The sequence below is a fragment of the Aureibacillus halotolerans genome (assembly GCF_004363045.1).
Lineage (GTDB): Bacteria > Bacillota > Bacilli > Bacillales > DSM-28697 > Aureibacillus > Aureibacillus halotolerans.
Genome location: NZ_SNYJ01000001.1, coordinates 163,586 through 179,109, shown reverse-complemented (window position 1 = coordinate 179,109; position 15,524 = coordinate 163,586). Strand labels below are relative to the sequence as shown.

General features: G+C 42.7%; 17 protein-coding genes. 11 read left to right on the top strand and 6 right to left on the bottom strand.

Annotated features, from left to right (window positions below):
• Positions 1 to 1,443, top strand: a complete 1,443-nt coding sequence (locus tag EV213_RS00875) for an L-fucose/L-arabinose isomerase family protein (RefSeq protein ID WP_133578585.1) — start codon at positions 1 to 3, stop codon at positions 1,441 to 1,443.
• 26 nt (positions 1,444 to 1,469) lie between these two features.
• Positions 1,470 to 2,162: an L-ribulose-5-phosphate 4-epimerase gene (locus tag EV213_RS00870; protein ID WP_133578584.1), complete on the top strand. Its 693-nt coding sequence runs from the start codon at positions 1,470 to 1,472 to the stop codon at positions 2,160 to 2,162.
• 47 nt (positions 2,163 to 2,209) lie between these two features.
• Here the strand turns inward: EV213_RS00870 and EV213_RS00865 are convergent, their stop codons facing one another.
• Positions 2,210 to 2,740 carry a GNAT family N-acetyltransferase gene (locus EV213_RS00865; RefSeq protein ID WP_133578583.1) on the bottom strand — a complete coding sequence of 177 codons (531 nt, stop codon included), beginning with the start codon at positions 2,738 to 2,740 and terminating at the stop codon, positions 2,210 to 2,212.
• Between the two features lie 264 nt (positions 2,741 to 3,004).
• On the opposite strand from EV213_RS00865, the gene EV213_RS00860 reads away from it, so the two are divergent.
• Complete coding sequence (locus EV213_RS00860; protein ID WP_133578582.1) at positions 3,005 to 3,988, top strand: aldo/keto reductase; 984 nt, start codon at positions 3,005 to 3,007, stop codon at positions 3,986 to 3,988.
• Positions 3,989 to 4,110: 122 nt separating this feature from the next.
• Here the strand turns inward: EV213_RS00860 and EV213_RS00855 are convergent, their stop codons facing one another.
• From EV213_RS00855 to EV213_RS00845, 3 genes are read right to left on the bottom strand one after another with little or no spacing between them, the layout of a single operon-like run.
• Positions 4,111 to 4,737 carry a nitroreductase family protein gene (locus tag EV213_RS00855; protein ID WP_133578581.1) on the bottom strand — a complete coding sequence of 209 codons (627 nt, stop codon included), beginning with the start codon at positions 4,735 to 4,737 and terminating at the stop codon, positions 4,111 to 4,113.
• Positions 4,738 to 4,754: 17 nt separating this feature from the next.
• On the bottom strand, positions 4,755 to 5,120 hold the full coding sequence (gene crcB / locus EV213_RS00850) for a fluoride efflux transporter CrcB (protein WP_133578580.1): 366 nt from the start codon (positions 5,118 to 5,120) through the stop codon (positions 4,755 to 4,757).
• Positions 5,117 to 5,497, bottom strand: a complete 381-nt coding sequence (locus tag EV213_RS00845; protein ID WP_133578579.1) for a fluoride efflux transporter FluC — start codon at positions 5,495 to 5,497, stop codon at positions 5,117 to 5,119. Before EV213_RS00845 ends, crcB begins: the two co-directional genes overlap by 4 nt.
• Positions 5,498 to 5,625: 128 nt before the next feature.
• On the opposite strand from EV213_RS00845, the gene EV213_RS00840 reads away from it, so the two are divergent.
• From EV213_RS00840 to ytvA, 7 genes are all read left to right on the top strand, one after another.
• Complete coding sequence (locus EV213_RS00840) at positions 5,626 to 7,011, top strand: erythromycin esterase family protein (protein WP_243739957.1); 1,386 nt, start codon at positions 5,626 to 5,628, stop codon at positions 7,009 to 7,011.
• Positions 7,012 to 7,100: 89 nt separating this feature from the next.
• Positions 7,101 to 8,093, top strand: coding sequence for a DUF4097 family beta strand repeat-containing protein (locus EV213_RS00835; protein WP_133578577.1), 993 nt, complete (start codon positions 7,101 to 7,103; stop codon positions 8,091 to 8,093).
• A 196-nt stretch (positions 8,094 to 8,289) separates the two neighbouring features.
• Positions 8,290 to 9,531, top strand: a complete 1,242-nt coding sequence (locus tag EV213_RS00830) for an MFS transporter (protein WP_279512742.1) — start codon at positions 8,290 to 8,292, stop codon at positions 9,529 to 9,531.
• Positions 9,532 to 9,613: 82 nt separating this feature from the next.
• Positions 9,614 to 10,168, top strand: coding sequence for a hypothetical protein (locus EV213_RS00825; RefSeq protein WP_133578576.1), 555 nt, complete (start codon positions 9,614 to 9,616; stop codon positions 10,166 to 10,168).
• 496 nt (positions 10,169 to 10,664) lie between these two features.
• Positions 10,665 to 11,330, top strand: coding sequence for a Yip1 family protein (locus EV213_RS00820; protein ID WP_133578575.1), 666 nt, complete (start codon positions 10,665 to 10,667; stop codon positions 11,328 to 11,330).
• A 78-nt stretch (positions 11,331 to 11,408) separates the two neighbouring features.
• Positions 11,409 to 12,137, top strand: a complete 729-nt coding sequence (locus EV213_RS00815; RefSeq protein ID WP_133578574.1) for a ZIP family metal transporter — start codon at positions 11,409 to 11,411, stop codon at positions 12,135 to 12,137.
• A gap of 208 nt (positions 12,138 to 12,345) precedes the next feature.
• Entirely contained in the window at positions 12,346 to 13,437 is a 1,092-nt protein-coding gene (gene ytvA, locus EV213_RS00810) for a YtvA family blue-light photoreceptor (RefSeq protein ID WP_133578573.1), read from the top strand.
• Between the two features lie 90 nt (positions 13,438 to 13,527).
• Here ytvA and EV213_RS00805 read toward each other — a convergent pair whose 3' ends face one another.
• Together EV213_RS00805 and EV213_RS00800 are read right to left on the bottom strand one after the other, a co-directional pair.
• Positions 13,528 to 14,298, bottom strand: coding sequence for a zinc ribbon domain-containing protein (locus EV213_RS00805; protein WP_133578572.1), 771 nt, complete (start codon positions 14,296 to 14,298; stop codon positions 13,528 to 13,530).
• A gap of 129 nt (positions 14,299 to 14,427) precedes the next feature.
• A complete protein-coding gene (locus tag EV213_RS00800; protein WP_166639102.1) occupies positions 14,428 to 14,766 on the bottom strand; it encodes a helix-turn-helix transcriptional regulator in 339 nt (112 codons plus the stop codon).
• A 184-nt stretch (positions 14,767 to 14,950) separates the two neighbouring features.
• Here EV213_RS00800 and EV213_RS00795 point away from each other — a divergent pair, with 184 nt between their 5' ends.
• Positions 14,951 to 15,211: a hypothetical protein gene (locus EV213_RS00795; RefSeq protein ID WP_133578570.1), complete on the top strand. Its 261-nt coding sequence runs from the start codon at positions 14,951 to 14,953 to the stop codon at positions 15,209 to 15,211.
• Positions 15,212 to 15,524 lie beyond the last annotated feature (313 nt).

The window sequence follows — 15,524 nt, the reverse complement described above, 5'->3', positions numbered from 1 at the left end:
ATGACACAATCACAAACTGTAAATGATGTATTCGTCGCTGGGAAAGCATCAACAAAGCCACGTATTGGTTTGCTTGGCATAATGCAGGAATTGTATGACGACATGCTGCCTGGGATTACGGAAAGACAGGGGAACTATGCAAAGCAGGTCGCTGCGCGTCTAGAAGACAAGGCAGAAGTGCTATTCACTGCACCAGCTCGGGATAAAAACGATATTGACGAGAGGATGAAGGAGTTCGCTCAACAAGATGTTGATGGCATTCTTATTGTCATGTTAACGTATGGCCCAGCGATGCGTACGGTACGTGCGTTGCAAAACCATTCTCGTACGCCGATTTTGCTTGCAAACATTCAGCCTGTCCCTACTGTTACTCAAGATTGGGATATGAGTGATTTAACATATAACCAAGGGGTTCACGGGGCTCAGGATATGGCAAACGCTTTGCTACGCACAGGCTCTAGCTTCTCTGTAATCTCGGACGACTGGCAATCTGATTCATTCAGTGAAAGTGTAGGCGATTGGGCTCGTGCCGCTCAAGCCATTCATCGTCTTCGCGCCATGAAAGTTGCATTGCTTGGATATGGCATGAACGGCATGGGAGATATCGTTGGCGATGAAAGTGCTTTTTTGCGCAAAATTGGTCCGACGATTGTACGTGAAAATTTTGGTGATTTGTTAGAACGTATGGATGCTATTTCTGATGAGGCGATTAGAGCAGCCATTAAAATAGACAAAGAAAACTTTGATATCGATCCAAATTTAACAGATGACAATCATGTGTATGCAGCTAGAGTGCAGCTTGCCATCGAAGAATTGCTGCAAGAAAAAGGGTATGACGCCTTTTCGTTCCACTTTGAGGCAGTAGGACAAGACAAGCGGTTCCGTCAGCTTCCTATTTTAGCTGCGTCAAATCTAATGGCAAAGGGGTATGGCTTTGGTGCTGAAGGCGATACCAACTCAGCAGCCCTCGTTGCTGCTGGTCATACACTTATTGGGGACGCTCATTTTACCGAAATGTATGCGATGGATTTTGAGCGAGATTCAATTCTAATGAGTCATATGGGCGAAGGAAACTGGAAGGTTGCACGCAAGGATCGTAAACCTAAGCTCATTGATCGTGAACTAGGGATCGGCGGCCTGGATAATCCTCCTACGGTTCTATTTATGGGAGAGCCAGGACCAGCAACATTGGTATCGCTTGTTGCTCTAGAAGGAGAACGTTATCGACTCGTAGTGTCGTATGGTGACATTCTTGACACGGAAGAAGTGCCTGCGATTGAAATGCCATACTTTCATTTCAAGCCTCATAACGGTGTTCGAGAGTGTTTGAATGGGTGGTTATTAAACGGTGGTACCCATCATCAGTGCCTCAATTTAGGAGATCATCGTGGGAAATGGCAGCATTTTTGTAAACTTCTCGGCATTGAATACAGTGAGGTGTAAGCCTTTAGAGAAAGGAGGAACTGCATATGCTTGAGCAAGTAAAGCAGGACGTACTCAGAGCAAATCAGCGCCTTCCAGAAGAGGGGCTGGTGACGCTCACATGGGGGAATGTTAGCGGGATCGATCGAGCGTCTGGTCTTGTCGTTATCAAACCAAGCGGTGTCGGATATAAAGAGCTAACGATCGATGATCTTCCTGTGCTTGATTTGGATGGGCGTCAACTTGAAGGGACGCTGAATCCTTCGTCAGACACGGCGACGCATCTTGCTTTGTACCGTGCATTTCCAGGCATTGGTGGTGTTGTCCATACACATTCTTCATGGGCGACATGCTGGGCGCAAGCAGGACGAGCAATCCCACCACTTGGAACGACCCACGCCGATTACTTCTATGGCGAAATTCCTTGCACGAGATCAATGACCGATGATGAAATTGCTAACGATTATGAACTTGAAACAGGCAATGTTATTATTGAGACCTTTACTGGAAGAGATCCTTTAGAAGTGCCAGGCGTTCTTGTGAAGGAGCATGCCCCTTTCGTTTGGGGAACCAGTGTTAAAAATGCTTTTGATAATGCCATCGTTCTTGAAGAGGTTGCGAAGCTTGCCATGCATTCTGAACAACTTCGTCCGGGGATACAACCTATGAATCAAGCATTATTAGATAAACACTACCTGCGCAAACATGGCAAAAATGCGTATTATGGCCAGCGCACGTAAAAGAATTTAAAGAAAGAAGCGACCACCGTTGCCGTGGCGCTTCTTTTTCATTGACGTCTAAATTCAGAGGATAAGCATGCCATAAAAAAGATGTCGTGGTATTGACCGTTGCGAAAAATGGCGTCTCGATGCCTACCTTCGACTTGAAATCCTAGCTTTTCATAGAGGCGAATGGCTCGATCATTATAGGAAAACACTTTCAATGAAAGACGATGTAGGCGGAGCTCATCAAACGCGTAACGCATTAACGTATCCATTGCATCGCGACCATATCCCTTGCCCCAATACGATTTTTCAGCAATGTCAATCGTACATTCTGCGTTGGCGTTTACATAATCGAGTTGAAGAAGTGAAATTAAGCCAATGGGCTGGTCCGTTTCTCGGTCGCGAATAAGATACCTCTTCGCATCTTGCTGATGTAACATTCCATTGACATGTCGTTCAGTTTCCTCATAGCTATAGCTGTCCAAAAGTGTCTGTGTTAAGGACATCACTTCCGCATCATTGCGCCAAATGTGATAAAGCTCCGTATCATGAGCTGTAAAACGATCTAGTCTCGTAGAACGACCTAGGAACATATCATCATCCTTCCTCACTCAACGCTGCAAATTTTAATCAATCACATAGAAATTTTCTCAATCTAAAAAAGACCTCTAATGCTGAAGTTACTTGATCATGATTGGCTTGTCAACGGTTTTAATCCTCTAAGCGGAGACACACATCTTTCTAAAACTAAACAAGATATAGGGGGCTTCGACATAGAAACAGGAAAATCGCAAGCGATTGCAGAAGTGACATAGTTAGAATGCGTTTTAAAAAATAGTGCCAAGGAGGATAAACTCTTGAACTATCGTACACTTGGAAATACTGGTATTGACGTCAGTGAAGTAAGCTTCGGAACTTGGGCAATTGGAGGATCATGGGGGCAAACAAATGATCAAGAAGCACTCAATGGTTTGGCACGTGCGATGGACGCTGGCGTGAATTTTTTTGATACGGCGGATGTCTATGGCCTTGGTCATGCGGAAGAGCTATTAGCAAAAGCGACGAAGGGGAAGGACAATATCTATATTGCCACAAAGTTTTGTCGTAAAGGCGATGAAACGCATGCAAATACATACAAAGAAGATGCGGTAAGAAACTTTGTAGAGGATTCGCTACGAAAGTTAGATCGGGAATGCATTGATCTTTATCAAATCCATTGCCCACCGCTGCACATTCTCAAAGACGGTAACATTTTTAGCGTCCTTGAAAAATTGAAGCAAGAAGGAAAAATACGAGGGTATGGGGTAAGCGTCGAAACGATTGAGGAAGGGCATGAGGCATTGCGTTATGAAGGAATTAGCGCATTACAGGTCATTTTTAACATCTTTCGCCAGCTGCCGCTGGAGACTCTCTTCCCTCAAGCTCATAAACAAGGTGTTGGAATATTAGCCCGAGTCCCGTTAGCTAGTGGATTGCTAACAGGGAAATTTTCCACAGATAGTACATTTGCGGAAAATGATCATAGGCAATTCAATAAAAATGGCGAGCGCTTCTCTGTAGGTGAGACATTTGCTGGTTTGACGTTACAAACAGGCGTTCAGTTAGCGGATCAACTGAAATGGATTGCAGAAGGAAGGGGCTCCATGACCCAAGCGGCTTTACGCTGGATTCTAGATCATGAGGAGGTAACATGTGCAATTCCAGGATTTAAGCGCCCAGAGCAAGTGGAAGATACGTTAAAAGCCATCGATGTACCGTCTTATTCAGAAAAAGAGCTGCAGGATTTAGCTGAGTTTTATAAGCAACATGTTCATCACCACATTCGGGGAGCGTATGCGTAAATAAAAAAGGGATGCATATCGCATCCCTTAAAACAAGTGCTCGCAGTATTTATAGGTATGGCCTTGCTCCGTGTCAGTTTGACAACTTCGCTCTTGCCAAGGCTTTGTGTCTCGAATAGTCTTTAAAAGAAGCTAAGTTTTTCCTCAAGCGGGCTTCGCTCTTTTGGCGCTGGAACATTTTCGTCATCAAAAAAGCCCAAGTGAAGGAAGCCGACAATTTTTTCACCTGGTTGAACGCCTAGAATACGAAGTGCTTTTGGATCCCATACATGGGGTTGTGTTTTCCAGCAAACACCGAGCTTCCGTTCCCACGCAAGCAGTTGAAAGTTTTGGATAAGCGCAGCGCACGCACTGTAATTCTCTTCGTTTTCCTTCTGTCGCGGGTCCTCTTTCATAACGACCACTAAAAACGCAGAGGGCTGACTAAAGTAATCTCGACGGTTGTCTTGTCTGTCTCGTGGAAAAAGAGTGACGAGTTCTTCGACAAACGCATCTTTTCTTTCAGAGGAGATAAATAAAAAGCGCCAAGGCTCGCGGAGACCGTGATTTGGTGCGTAAACAGCGTCCTCTAAAATGTCACGAACGAGTTCTCCAGGAACTGGTTCTTTCGAATAATTGGTTTTAATAGATCGACGACTGCGAATAGCCTCTGCAACTGGACCAGCTGTCGTATTTTTGGCTTCAAATGGCAATTTTATCACTCCATATTTGTTGTATTTTAAATGAGAATAGTTATCAACATTGTACATTGGCGACGTCCTGTTCGTCAAGAAAAACCAGATAATAGTAACGTTACATACCAACCGAGGGCACAAGCACTAATTCCACCGACGAAAGAAGTGGTGAGATAAACAATAAACGCAACGTAGCGCTTTTCATGCCATAACGTCCAACTTTCAATTGAAAAGGTCGAATACGTGGTGAAGCCTCCTAACCCCCCTGTAATGATGAGCAAAGAGGTATAATTTGAGAGGGCTAAAGTACTGAAAATGCCGATAAAGAAAGACCCTGTAAGATTGACAATTAAAGTAGCTAGTGGAAATTTAGATGGCTTCATTGGGATCATCAAAACGACTAAATAACGTGCCAAGGCACCGAGTGCACCGCCAATAGCAACATAAAGAAAGGTCATATGTGCTTCCTCTGTTGTGGTCTGCCTTTAGATCCATAAGCAAAGCCAGCAGCGGATGCAACAAAACAGATAAGGAACGTTGCGGAGCCATAGCTTATGCCTTGAATCCACTCCTCATGTTGGAAAAAGGTTAGAACCTCAAAAGAAAACGTTGAAAAGGTAGTATAGCCGCCAATCATTCCAGTAGTAAGTGCTATTTTTAATTCTTGCGGCCAAGTATTAGGAATACGAAGCATCAAGACTGGGAGCAGGAAAGAGCCACTAATGTTAGCTGTCAACGTCGCAATAAGGGAAAGGTCTGTAAAAAGAAGCATTAATCCGTAACGTGATAAAGCACCAACGCCGCCACCAAGCATAACAAAAAGACCGACTTTCATTTTGGCTGCTCCTTCATCAAAATAATGTTCTTTTATTGTAAGAGACTGTTTGATGGATAGCAACACACGGCAGAAAGACCTTTACAATTCCCTTTTATCATCCCAGAGAGGACGGAGCGTGATTGACCATGTTTAAAAACGCACTCATTTATTTATTCATTATAGGCATCGTTTTTGGAACGATCACACCAGCTATGGCTTATATAGAACCAATTGAAGCAGAACGAGAATCACGCTGGTCGAAGGGCATAGAATCAATTGCTGAACGAATTGATCTATCAGAGCACCAAGAAGACACTGATTTAGCGTTTCTTAAGCCGCTTTTAAAAGATAAACGTATCGTCTTGCTCGGTGAATCTTCCCATGGGGCAAAAGAATTTAACGAAGTGAAAATAAAGCTTATTCGCTACTTACATAAAGAGATGGGATTTTCTGTGGTCGCATTTGAATCGCCATTAGGTCAAGCTGTTTCGATACTAAGTCCTGAACTTGGATCGCCAATGAACATCATGAAGCATGGCATTTCTAAGGCATGGCACACAGAAGAAACAGAAGCCCTGTTTTCATATATGGAAAAGACATCTGAAACCCACCATCCTCTGCATTTTACGGGATTTGATACACAGGTTGATCCATATTTCGGTGCATTCATCCGTGATATGGTTCGTGAGACCGATCCAACAATCGCTGCTGAAATCCAACGAACTGAAGATGCTTGTTGGGCATTATACCATCACGAAACAGACCTTCATCAAGCTAAGAAAATCGCTCAAGAGCTGCTTCCGAAATACATCGAAATGGAGAAATTTTTGACGACGTTTTATCTAGAAAATCCAACAAAACTTACTTCAGATAAAATGAAACGTATTGATAAAGTGATCGACCTTCGCATTCGTTTTCTAACATCAGAGCTTGAGGCGCAAATTAGGGCGAATCAACAAACCAACTCCTCCTATATTCATCCATCTTCCTCGAAAAAGGAAAATGCAAGCTATCTCCGTGACAAAGGGATGGCGAACACGATTAGCTGGATGGCTAATGAGTTGTATCCAAATGAAAAGATCATTATTTGGGGGCATAATTATCATATTCGAAAGAACAATTCATTGATGATTCAAGCGTTTGAGCCAGTTCCTCACAACGGCGATTATTTGCCTACAATGGGTGAATTGCTGCCAGCGAATTTAAAGCGTCAAAGCTATCATATCGGCTTATTTGGCTATAAAGGAGAGACGATGAGAAATGATGGGGCAATTGCACCGATCAATGCTGACCATTCCTCCTATAGCATTGAATCCGTGTTGCACACAGCGCCGTTTTCTCCCGTTTTTGTGGATTTGACGAGTACACTATCACCAGCCAACAGTTGGATGGTCATGCCACTGAATGGTTCCTATTGGGGGATGACAGAAGAAACGTTTATTCCGAGACAACAATACGACGGGCTCATCCTAGTGAACGAAATATCCCCTTCCTTCTACGCACAACCCGAGACTTCTCATACAAAAGACTGAGGAAGGGGTACATCTTTAAGCGCTTTTCAGAAGGAGATGGGCTGGTTAGACTAAAGGTAGATGTGAATGGCTCAGAAAGGTTGTGTCGTATGACAAGGAAATTGGCTGGTTTTATATTAGTAGCCCTTGGGGTCCTTTTATCTATATACATTTTGTTCCCTGGACTCATCAATATGGAGAAAAGCGCCAAAGCGGAAGAAGAGAGAACGATTACGGGAGACTTCAAAAGGCTATCGATTACTGGTCAATCAACAGATGTTTATGTATCAGAAACATCTGGAGATGACATTCTTATACGATATGTCGGGAAGGAAACACTCCAAGTGAATGAAGATGAGGCAGCAAATGAATTGCGGATTGAGATTGATGATGATCGACGTGGGTGGTTGACTTTTGGCATGTTTACGAGGAATAAATTGTATGTAAGCTTACCAGGAAGAACTATGGAAAACACGAACATTCAGACGACATCAGGACATTTGTCGCTTGCTGATATTGATGGTGGCGACGTGAGAGCATCGACAACATCTGGGGACCTGTCACTTTCGGTTATTGATGGTGAGAATGTAATGGCAGGGACGAACTCAGGCGATATTGTCGTTGATCGTGGTACGGGAGAAACTTGGGATTTGAAGACAAGTAGTGGCGACATTGATGTATATACTGGCGATTTTTCAAACCTTAAAACAAATACGTCATCTGGAGAAACAACGCTTGATCAAGTGGCTGCTGAGACGATTGGTCACCATTCTTCTTCAGGTGATCTAGAAGGAGAACTGCTCCAAGGAGAGCTTACAGTTCGCACGTCTTCTGGTGAGGTGGAAGTGAATGTACAGCAGCTAAATGGGAATTCCTCCGTCCAAACGTCATCAGGAGACGTTGATTGGGGGGTCCAAGAAACGCCGGCTTCTGCAGAGCTAAATGTGAATAGTGGCTCTGGCTCTATTGATGTGGAGGGTGTCGAACAATGGCAAACTCAGTTGAATGAGGAACATTCATTCCAGGCAACGATCGGCAACAATGAGTCCTCATTAAAGGTCACAACTGGCTCAGGAGATATCGAGCTTTGGGTGAATGAATAGTTTTACTTGCATGGAAGTTCCCTTTATAAAGCGAGGAAACCAAATGATTTTGGTTCTTCGCTTTTTCCATTTAAGCAAAATCATAAAGGGTTAGACTTATAAGCGTTAGGAACAAGTGACAAACTTCGCGAATTTCCCTTTAGTCAAGAAATAGTGTAAAATATATTTAGGGAATCGAAATATTTATTTGAAGAAGGTGCAAAAGATCGAAGCTCAAAAACGTAATGTCGTCATTATGTGGGCAGCGAACTTTTTAATTGCTAGCAGCATGACAATGGTGCTGCCATTTTTATCACTGTTTATAGATTCGATGGGGTCATACAGTACTGACTATGTTCAGAAATGGGCAGGGTTGTCTTTCGGCGTGACATTTGTAACCGCCTTTTTATTTTCTCCTCTTTGGGGGAGGTTTGGCGACAAATTCGGTCGCAAGAAGATCCTTATTATATCTGCGATTGGTCTGGGGTGTTCTGTGCTCCTTATGACATGGGTCGATAATGTGTATCAATTGTTCACGTTGCGTCTTTTTATGGGTGTGTTCACTGGGTTTATCTCCACGTCTCAGGCCTTAATCGCTGCACAGACGCCTAAGAAAATATCAGGAAAAGTGTTAGGAACCCTGCAGACTGGAAACGTCTCAGGTGCTTTGTTTGGTCCGTTGTTCGGAGGAATACTAGCCGATTTGACAGGCTTTAGGTACACCTTTTTTATTACAGCAATTGTCATGGTTCTCACGGCGATGGTCGTTTTTTTCGGTGTGAGAGAATTTATTTTGCAGGATAAAAAAGAAGGCAAACAAAACTCTTTATCTTCGAAAGAAGTTATTAAACACGTCGTGTCCCATCCAGTCCTGTTAATGATTATGTTTGTTTCACTTCTCATTCAAGCCGCTAATTTTAGCATTCAGCCGTTACTAGCGCTTTTTGTCACTGAGCTTCATGGACCTGAAAGCAATGCTTTTTTTGCTGGACTCGTCTTTTCGGCAACAGGATTAGGCAATTTGCTCTTCACAAGGCAATGGGGGAAAATTGGTGACCGTATTGGCTACGACAAAGTGATGGTGGCGGTTATGCTCCTTGGTGCATTGTTCTTTTTCCCACAGGGGATGGCAACGTCGATATGGCAGCTGATCGTGTTACGTATACTTTTTGGTGTCGCCATTGGTGGATTTATACCAAGCCGAGTAGCGTTTATCCGCCAAGTATCTCCCTTTTCCGTGCAAGGTGAAGTATTAGGGTATAACAATAGCTTTCGCTTTCTTGGAAACGTAATCGGTCCAATGATGGGAGGCTTAATGGCAGGTGTATATGGGATATCTTTCGTTTTTTACTCTATGTCAGGATTATTTCTTGTTTCTGCCGTTCTCCTTCTCCTTTCCATGGCAAAACAACGACGTGCACACCATCAACCTGCAACAGCTCAATCAAGAAATGTTTAACCCCCATCGATGAAGGGAAATGTACGAATAGGTAAACGTAAGAAAGAAATACCATGTATAAATAAAGGAGGATGTTCAATTTATGGAAACAAAAAAATGGCTTATGACGCTTTCAGCGGCAACCCTAATTGCTGTTGCTGGTTGTAGTGGAGGTGGTTCAGACGACACTAACACAGACAATGGAGAAGACACTAGTCAGACGGACACGGGGACAGAAGAGTCGTCGACTGATGAGAGTGGTGGAGAAGACAGCGCGGCAACGACACCAGCTGAAGATGGTGACGCAACATCTGAAGCTCCTGCTGATGGTGAGACTGCTCCTGCAGAAGGTACAGACGAAGAAACACCTGCGGAGGGTGAAGACGCAGCGGCGACTGATGATGGAGCTGCAACAACTGCCGAGGAAGACTTAACTGCACAGCTGAAAGAAGAAGCAGGTGTAGCTGATGGTAAGATCTATCAGTCTAATGGTAGCGTGATCGCTGCAATTACACTAGAAAATACGGCGACTGCTGAACAAGGTCAACAAATTGCTGACAAGTATAAAACATTGCTTCAAGAAAAGTATCCAGACATGCAAGTGAATGTACAAGCTGTCTTGAACGGTGAAAATGTAGCAAATAGCGCGAGTGAATAAAGTAAGAGACCTAAAAAAGGTAGAATTCTAATATTGTAGTTTACTGGTTGGTTTGAGTTCGGTATTTTACCGAGCTTAAGCCAACCAGTTTTAGTTTAATCCGCTCGTTATAAGCACAGTCAATGGACACCTCGATCTTCAGCTCTGCCTAAGACGAAAGCACCTCACTGTGATACATCTCTTGCCGTCATCTCTACTGCCTGAGGGTCATTTTCTTCATTATACGAGACTGGGAAAAAACATAGTATGCAAAAACAAAACTCCGAACAGATGCGATTGATTTGTTCTGAGATTTATAAGGATAAACTAGGTAAGTTCTAGCCTTTTTACATAAATTGTATGAATCATACTGGGCTCACATCTGAAGGTCTTTTTTTAGTGCTACCCTTCTTAATTCAATGTTTAACCATACGAAAAAACAGGAAACCTATGGTACAATGTGAGGCATGTACATATAATGAAAGAAGATTGGTAAAGTGAAGGAGCGGTGGCTTTAATGAACCAAAGTGAAAAGAAAGCGTTTCTTAGAATTTGGATAGCACCACGAGAAACCATTCGACATATATTAAACAGTACGCCTACACGTACATTGCTCCTTATTATTGTCGCTTTGGCTGGCATAGGAAGTGTAGCATCAAGCCTATTCTTCCAACCCGATTTAAGTTTTTCACCAGAGCAAGCCAATTGGCTGCCCTTTGATGACTTGCCCTTTACAATGGTCTGGGCGCTAGTCCTCATCGGAGGTTTCTTATTAGGCCTGATCTCTATGTATTGGTTGACTCCATGGCTTTATACAATGGTAGGTAAATGGTTTAAAGGAACAGGCACCTTTAAGCAAATGCAAATAGCGTATGTATGGGCAAACGTACCAAGCATGGTTTTTGGCATCATAAGCTTACTGTGTCTTATTAGTTTAGGGAGTTCGGTTCTTACACCGGCTGCAGAAGTTAGCGGGGCACTATTGGCCGTAAGCCTTGCATATTCCTACATCGGTACGATATTTACGATATGGGCATTTGTGCTTTCACTGAATACCATTAGTGTCGTGCATCAGTTTTCTCGCTGGTCGTCATTAGGGACAGTTTTGTTGAGCATAATTCTCCTTATAGGGTTTGTCCTTATTCTTTCTTTAATTACTGTCGTCATCATAATTATCTTATAACGAAAACCGCTATAGAGGATTGAAGTTAATACAAGGGAGGAAGGAAATGAGGAGTCTGAAACTCGTTTCAATGCACCTATGTTAGATGTATTGATTGGAAGTGTACTATCTGCAATGGCAACAGGATTAGGTGCTCTGCCAATTTTGATGCTACAAAATGTGACGCATCGCTGGCGGGATATTATGCTTGCCTTTACAGCAGGGGTCATGATGGCTGCTGCCACATTCAGCCTCATCCCTCAGGCACTTGAAGAAGGGTCGTATGTAGCATTAGTTATTGGTATTTTCCTTGGTGCCCTTGTCCTTACTTCATTAGAATATACAATCCCTCACGTCGAGCTTGACCATCGTAAACAAACGGTCCCGTTTGATCGGAAGGCATTACTCGTCATTGCAGCAATTACACTGCATAATATACCAGAAGGTTTGTCAGTTGGTGTAAGCTATGCAAGTGACGACGAAGGTCTAGGCGGCCTAGTCGCATTAGCTATTGGTCTTCAAAACGCGCCTGAGGGATTTCTGGTAGCGCTCTATCTCATCCAAGAAAAAGTTAAAAAGCATAAAGCCTTTCTCATAGCAACGGCAACTGGGGCTGTTGAAATTGTCTCATCGTTGCTTGGTTATTTTCTGACGGCTGTTGTGGCATGGCTTGTACCAATTGGTTTAGCTTTTGCAGCAGGGGCTATGCTGTTTATTATATACAAAGAGCTCATTCCAGAAAGTCATGGTGATGGTCATGAAAGACCTGCCACCTTTGCGTTTATTGTTGGTTTGCTTTTGATGATTTTGCTAACAACCATCTTTTAACATTTTCGGCAGAAGCAATTTCGTTTGTAGCCGGCTTGTTTTGGGTAAAGATACTATGATTAAGGGAACAGTGAAACCCTGTGTTTCTCTGTTTTTTTTGGAAATAACCGTAATCTTACTCTAGATATGCTTTCTTTTTTGCGTTTTATAAAATAAACGTACATTATAAAGTAATGTCTTGTGTGTATTTCTGAGGGAGGAAGTTTTTATGTACAAACAGCTTTTTATGCAGCTTCGTGAGCCGGCATTTATAGCTAACGAAAAGTTTGACATTGAATTCATCAACAACGCGTTGGCAGAAAGGCTTGGATATAAAGTGGACGAGCTTCAAGGGGTCTCTTTGAAGTCTCTTATTGCAGCATGGCCCCAAAAAAACGGTTCTTTTCAATCCGTCTCGACGCTTGTGTTTAAAACTAAATCTCGAGGACATGTCACTTTTGAACTACAAACGGATCCACTTATCCTGGAGAATGGAGCCGGCTATTTTATCCGCTGTTTTGAGCTATTCTCCAATCAAACAAGCACGCTTCTTGAAAGTCGTCAATTCAATGAACTGCTCAAAGAAGCTCTGAATCACTCCCACGTGGGCATTGTTGTGACGGATCCTTCACTTGAGGATAACCCAATCGTATACATGAATAAAGGATTTGAGCTCTTAACAGGATATAATGAAAAAGACGTCATTGGAAACAATTGTCGTTTCTTGCAAGGGGATAAAACGTCCGCATTCTCTGTAGATAAAATTAGAAATGCCATAGAAAACAATACATCCGTTCTGGTTGAGCTATTAAATTACAAAAAAAACGGTGAGCCTTTTTGGAATGAGCTCCAGATTGATCCGGTGTATGTGAAAAATCAAGATCGTCGCCTTTTTGTCGGCGTACAAAAAGATATTACGCAAAGAAAAGGAATGGAAGAAGAGCTTTCATTGTCGCTTCAGAAAATTAAAGAGCTTTCCGCGCCAGTAGTTCCTGTTGGCAATGGCATATCTGTTCTCCCGTTACTCGGAACAATTGATCGTTCACGTTGGTCGATTATACAGGAACAAGTAGTAGAGGGTGTCGAGGAGAATGGCGAAGATTATTTAATTGTCGATTTATCTGGACTGGATGTATTTGAAGGAGAATTGAGTGAAGGATTTTTAAAGCTTGCTAAAATGCTATCATTAATGGGAACCGAACTAGTTATGACTGGCGTTCGTCCTGGCATGGCTCTAACGAGTATTGGAATGAACGAAGAGATCTTCCAATTTAGGTCTTTTACGAATGTGAAAGAAGCCTTAAAATCATTGGCAATATAAAAAAAGCTGAGTGCTCTCACTAATTGAGACACTCAGCTTTTTGGTGTATTACTTACATTCAGTGATAAATGCAAAGGTCATGCTCTATTTTTAATAGAACGAATTGAGCAGTTCACTACCACTGATGTACCCACTAATGAGTTGGTTGAAGATCACGAATTCGAAAAGTACGACAAGGAGAATGCCGTAAAAGTAATCAATCCGTGGTGAACTTGTTGATTTAAAGCTCACAAGAACAAAGCTTGAAGCAATCATAAACGTTAACATCGAGAAAAACATCAATGTGTAAAACAAGGATCCATTGTCAAATAAGAGAGTAATCATGCTAAGTAAGACAAGTGCTGCAGAAATGGTTGATAAGGTGCCGAGCTTTGCGACTGTTTCCTGAAACGAAGGAGCCGCATTCTGTAGGATCGCAACTACCCATACGCCTAAAAGTCCTAAACCACAAAAGAGAATGATGTTCAGTAATGGTTTTAAGAATCCATCAACAAAACCCGCATCGAAATCTGCAAAGGATACAGCGATAGTGACTGCAAACAAAAGGCATAAGAGGGCAAGTGAGATAATCCCATTGACCATATCAGCACTTGTGCTTGACTGAGCTGTAGTTAGAGGTGCTTTAAATACTCTTGAAAGGAATTGACCGTAGTTAGAAGCCGATTTTTTTGCAACAGCTATGTATTGATCACTTTTGCCAGGTGCTTTTTGAGCTGGAGACGGTGTGCTTACCGTTTGCTGTTGTGTCGGCTCATTGGTCTCATTCATTTCTCCTTCTTCTTGTATTTGTAATGATCTTCCACAGCGAGAACATGCAGCTGCGTGTTCTTCATTTTCCTGTCCACAGTAAGGACAAATCATCAACGACAACTCCTTTTTATCTTCACTCTATTTACCAATAATAATGGCACTAAAAATCTAGTATAAGCGTACCAGAATTTTCTTTGAATGTCATTTTACTATGTGTTTAAAAGAAGTCGTGTGATGAAATCAAGCTCGGAGGATGACCCAGAGATCCAAAAGCTTTCTAATCTCTTTAGCATCGGCATTTTGCAAGTTTTTGAGCAGCTCGTTCAACTCAGCTGTTTCATAAAGAGTGGAGTCTTCCATGACTTCTTGTGGCAGTGGGCGTGATCGTTCAAATAATTCATCTAGAGAGACATCATATAGATCCGCGAGCTTTAAGAGCAGAGGCAGAGAGGGTTCACGCTCGTCTCTTTCATACATTCCGATGGCGCTTTCACTTATGCCCAATTGCAAAGCCAGCTGTTTTTGTGTAAATGCACGTGCTTTCCGGAGCTTTTTTAATTGATTGGCCAAAGCTTTCATTTTGTATTCCATCTCACTAAAAAGACCATCGCTTGGTTTATTTAGTGAAAATGGTGACCTCCTCTTTATCTTAAGACTTCTAAACACTAATATAACACAATTTGTGCTTTTTTAGAAAAAAGTTGACGATTAGTGGTTTTTGTTTTATGATAACAGGGAACAAATGTTCTGTGGAGGTGATCGAATGGATTCACATTTTCAAAAGGATTTTCAAGAATTTATCTATCGAAGAATGGAGCAAGTGATCCCTGAAAAGCAATCGATGGAGTATGCAACGTCCTATACAAATTTCTATCGAATGCTTGAAAACTTAAAAACGCTTCCTGGTTTCGAAGAAGCGATGCTACTGGACATAGAAAGCGAAGTGAATTCCATGATTAGCGAAGGTGAGCGTTTGATGTATGTACAAGGATTCCACGATGCATTTAAGCTTACGAGATATTAGCAAGCCTCAGAGGAGTGATGTTATAAGCACCAGACATGTGCAAAGCAACAAAGAAAGCGAGGAATCCCCGTCAGGCGAAATGAAACCGTTTGTCTTTCGAGGCGCGAAGGCTTGGCAGGAGCGGAGTTGCCCTAAGGCAATGAGCACCGGACAAGGCAAAGCAACGAAGAAAGCGAGGAATCCCCGTCAGGCGAAATGAAACCGTTTGTCTTCCGAGGCGCGAAGGCTTGGCAGGAGCGGAGTTGCCCTAAGGCAATGAGCACCGGACAAGGCAAAGCAACGAAGAAAGCGAGGAATCCCCGTCAGGCGCAGT

What these genes read in the sequence shown, in the direction of transcription:
- EV213_RS00835 (WP_133578577.1), top strand. Translation starts at nt 7,101, where the DNA reads ATGACAAGGAAATTGGCTGGTTTTATATTAGTAGCCCTTGGGGTCCTT.
- EV213_RS00840 (WP_243739957.1), top strand. Translation starts at nt 5,626, where the DNA reads ATGTTTAAAAACGCACTCATTTATTTATTCATTATAGGCATCGTTTTT.
- EV213_RS00875 (WP_133578585.1), top strand. Translation starts at nt 1, where the DNA reads ATGACACAATCACAAACTGTAAATGATGTATTCGTCGCTGGGAAAGCA.
- EV213_RS00795 (WP_133578570.1), top strand. Translation starts at nt 14,951, where the DNA reads ATGGATTCACATTTTCAAAAGGATTTTCAAGAATTTATCTATCGAAGA.
- EV213_RS00820 (WP_133578575.1), top strand. Translation starts at nt 10,665, where the DNA reads ATGAACCAAAGTGAAAAGAAAGCGTTTCTTAGAATTTGGATAGCACCA.
- EV213_RS00845 (WP_133578579.1), bottom strand. Translation starts at nt 5,497, where the DNA reads ATGAAAGTCGGTCTTTTTGTTATGCTTGGTGGCGGCGTTGGTGCTTTA.
- EV213_RS00870 (WP_133578584.1), top strand. Translation starts at nt 1,470, where the DNA reads ATGCTTGAGCAAGTAAAGCAGGACGTACTCAGAGCAAATCAGCGCCTT.
- EV213_RS00855 (WP_133578581.1), bottom strand. Translation starts at nt 4,737, where the DNA reads ATGTACAATGTTGATAACTATTCTCATTTAAAATACAACAAATATGGA.
- EV213_RS00805 (WP_133578572.1), bottom strand. Translation starts at nt 14,298, where the DNA reads ATGATTTGTCCTTACTGTGGACAGGAAAATGAAGAACACGCAGCTGCA.
- ytvA (WP_133578573.1), top strand. Translation starts at nt 12,346, where the DNA reads ATGTACAAACAGCTTTTTATGCAGCTTCGTGAGCCGGCATTTATAGCT.
- EV213_RS00825 (WP_133578576.1), top strand. Translation starts at nt 9,614, where the DNA reads ATGGAAACAAAAAAATGGCTTATGACGCTTTCAGCGGCAACCCTAATT.
- EV213_RS00815 (WP_133578574.1), top strand. Translation starts at nt 11,409, where the DNA reads ATGTTAGATGTATTGATTGGAAGTGTACTATCTGCAATGGCAACAGGA.
- EV213_RS00865 (WP_133578583.1), bottom strand. Translation starts at nt 2,740, where the DNA reads ATGTTCCTAGGTCGTTCTACGAGACTAGATCGTTTTACAGCTCATGAT.
- EV213_RS00800 (WP_166639102.1), bottom strand. Translation starts at nt 14,766, where the DNA reads ATGAAAGCTTTGGCCAATCAATTAAAAAAGCTCCGGAAAGCACGTGCA.
- crcB (WP_133578580.1), bottom strand. Translation starts at nt 5,120, where the DNA reads ATGACCTTTCTTTATGTTGCTATTGGCGGTGCACTCGGTGCCTTGGCA.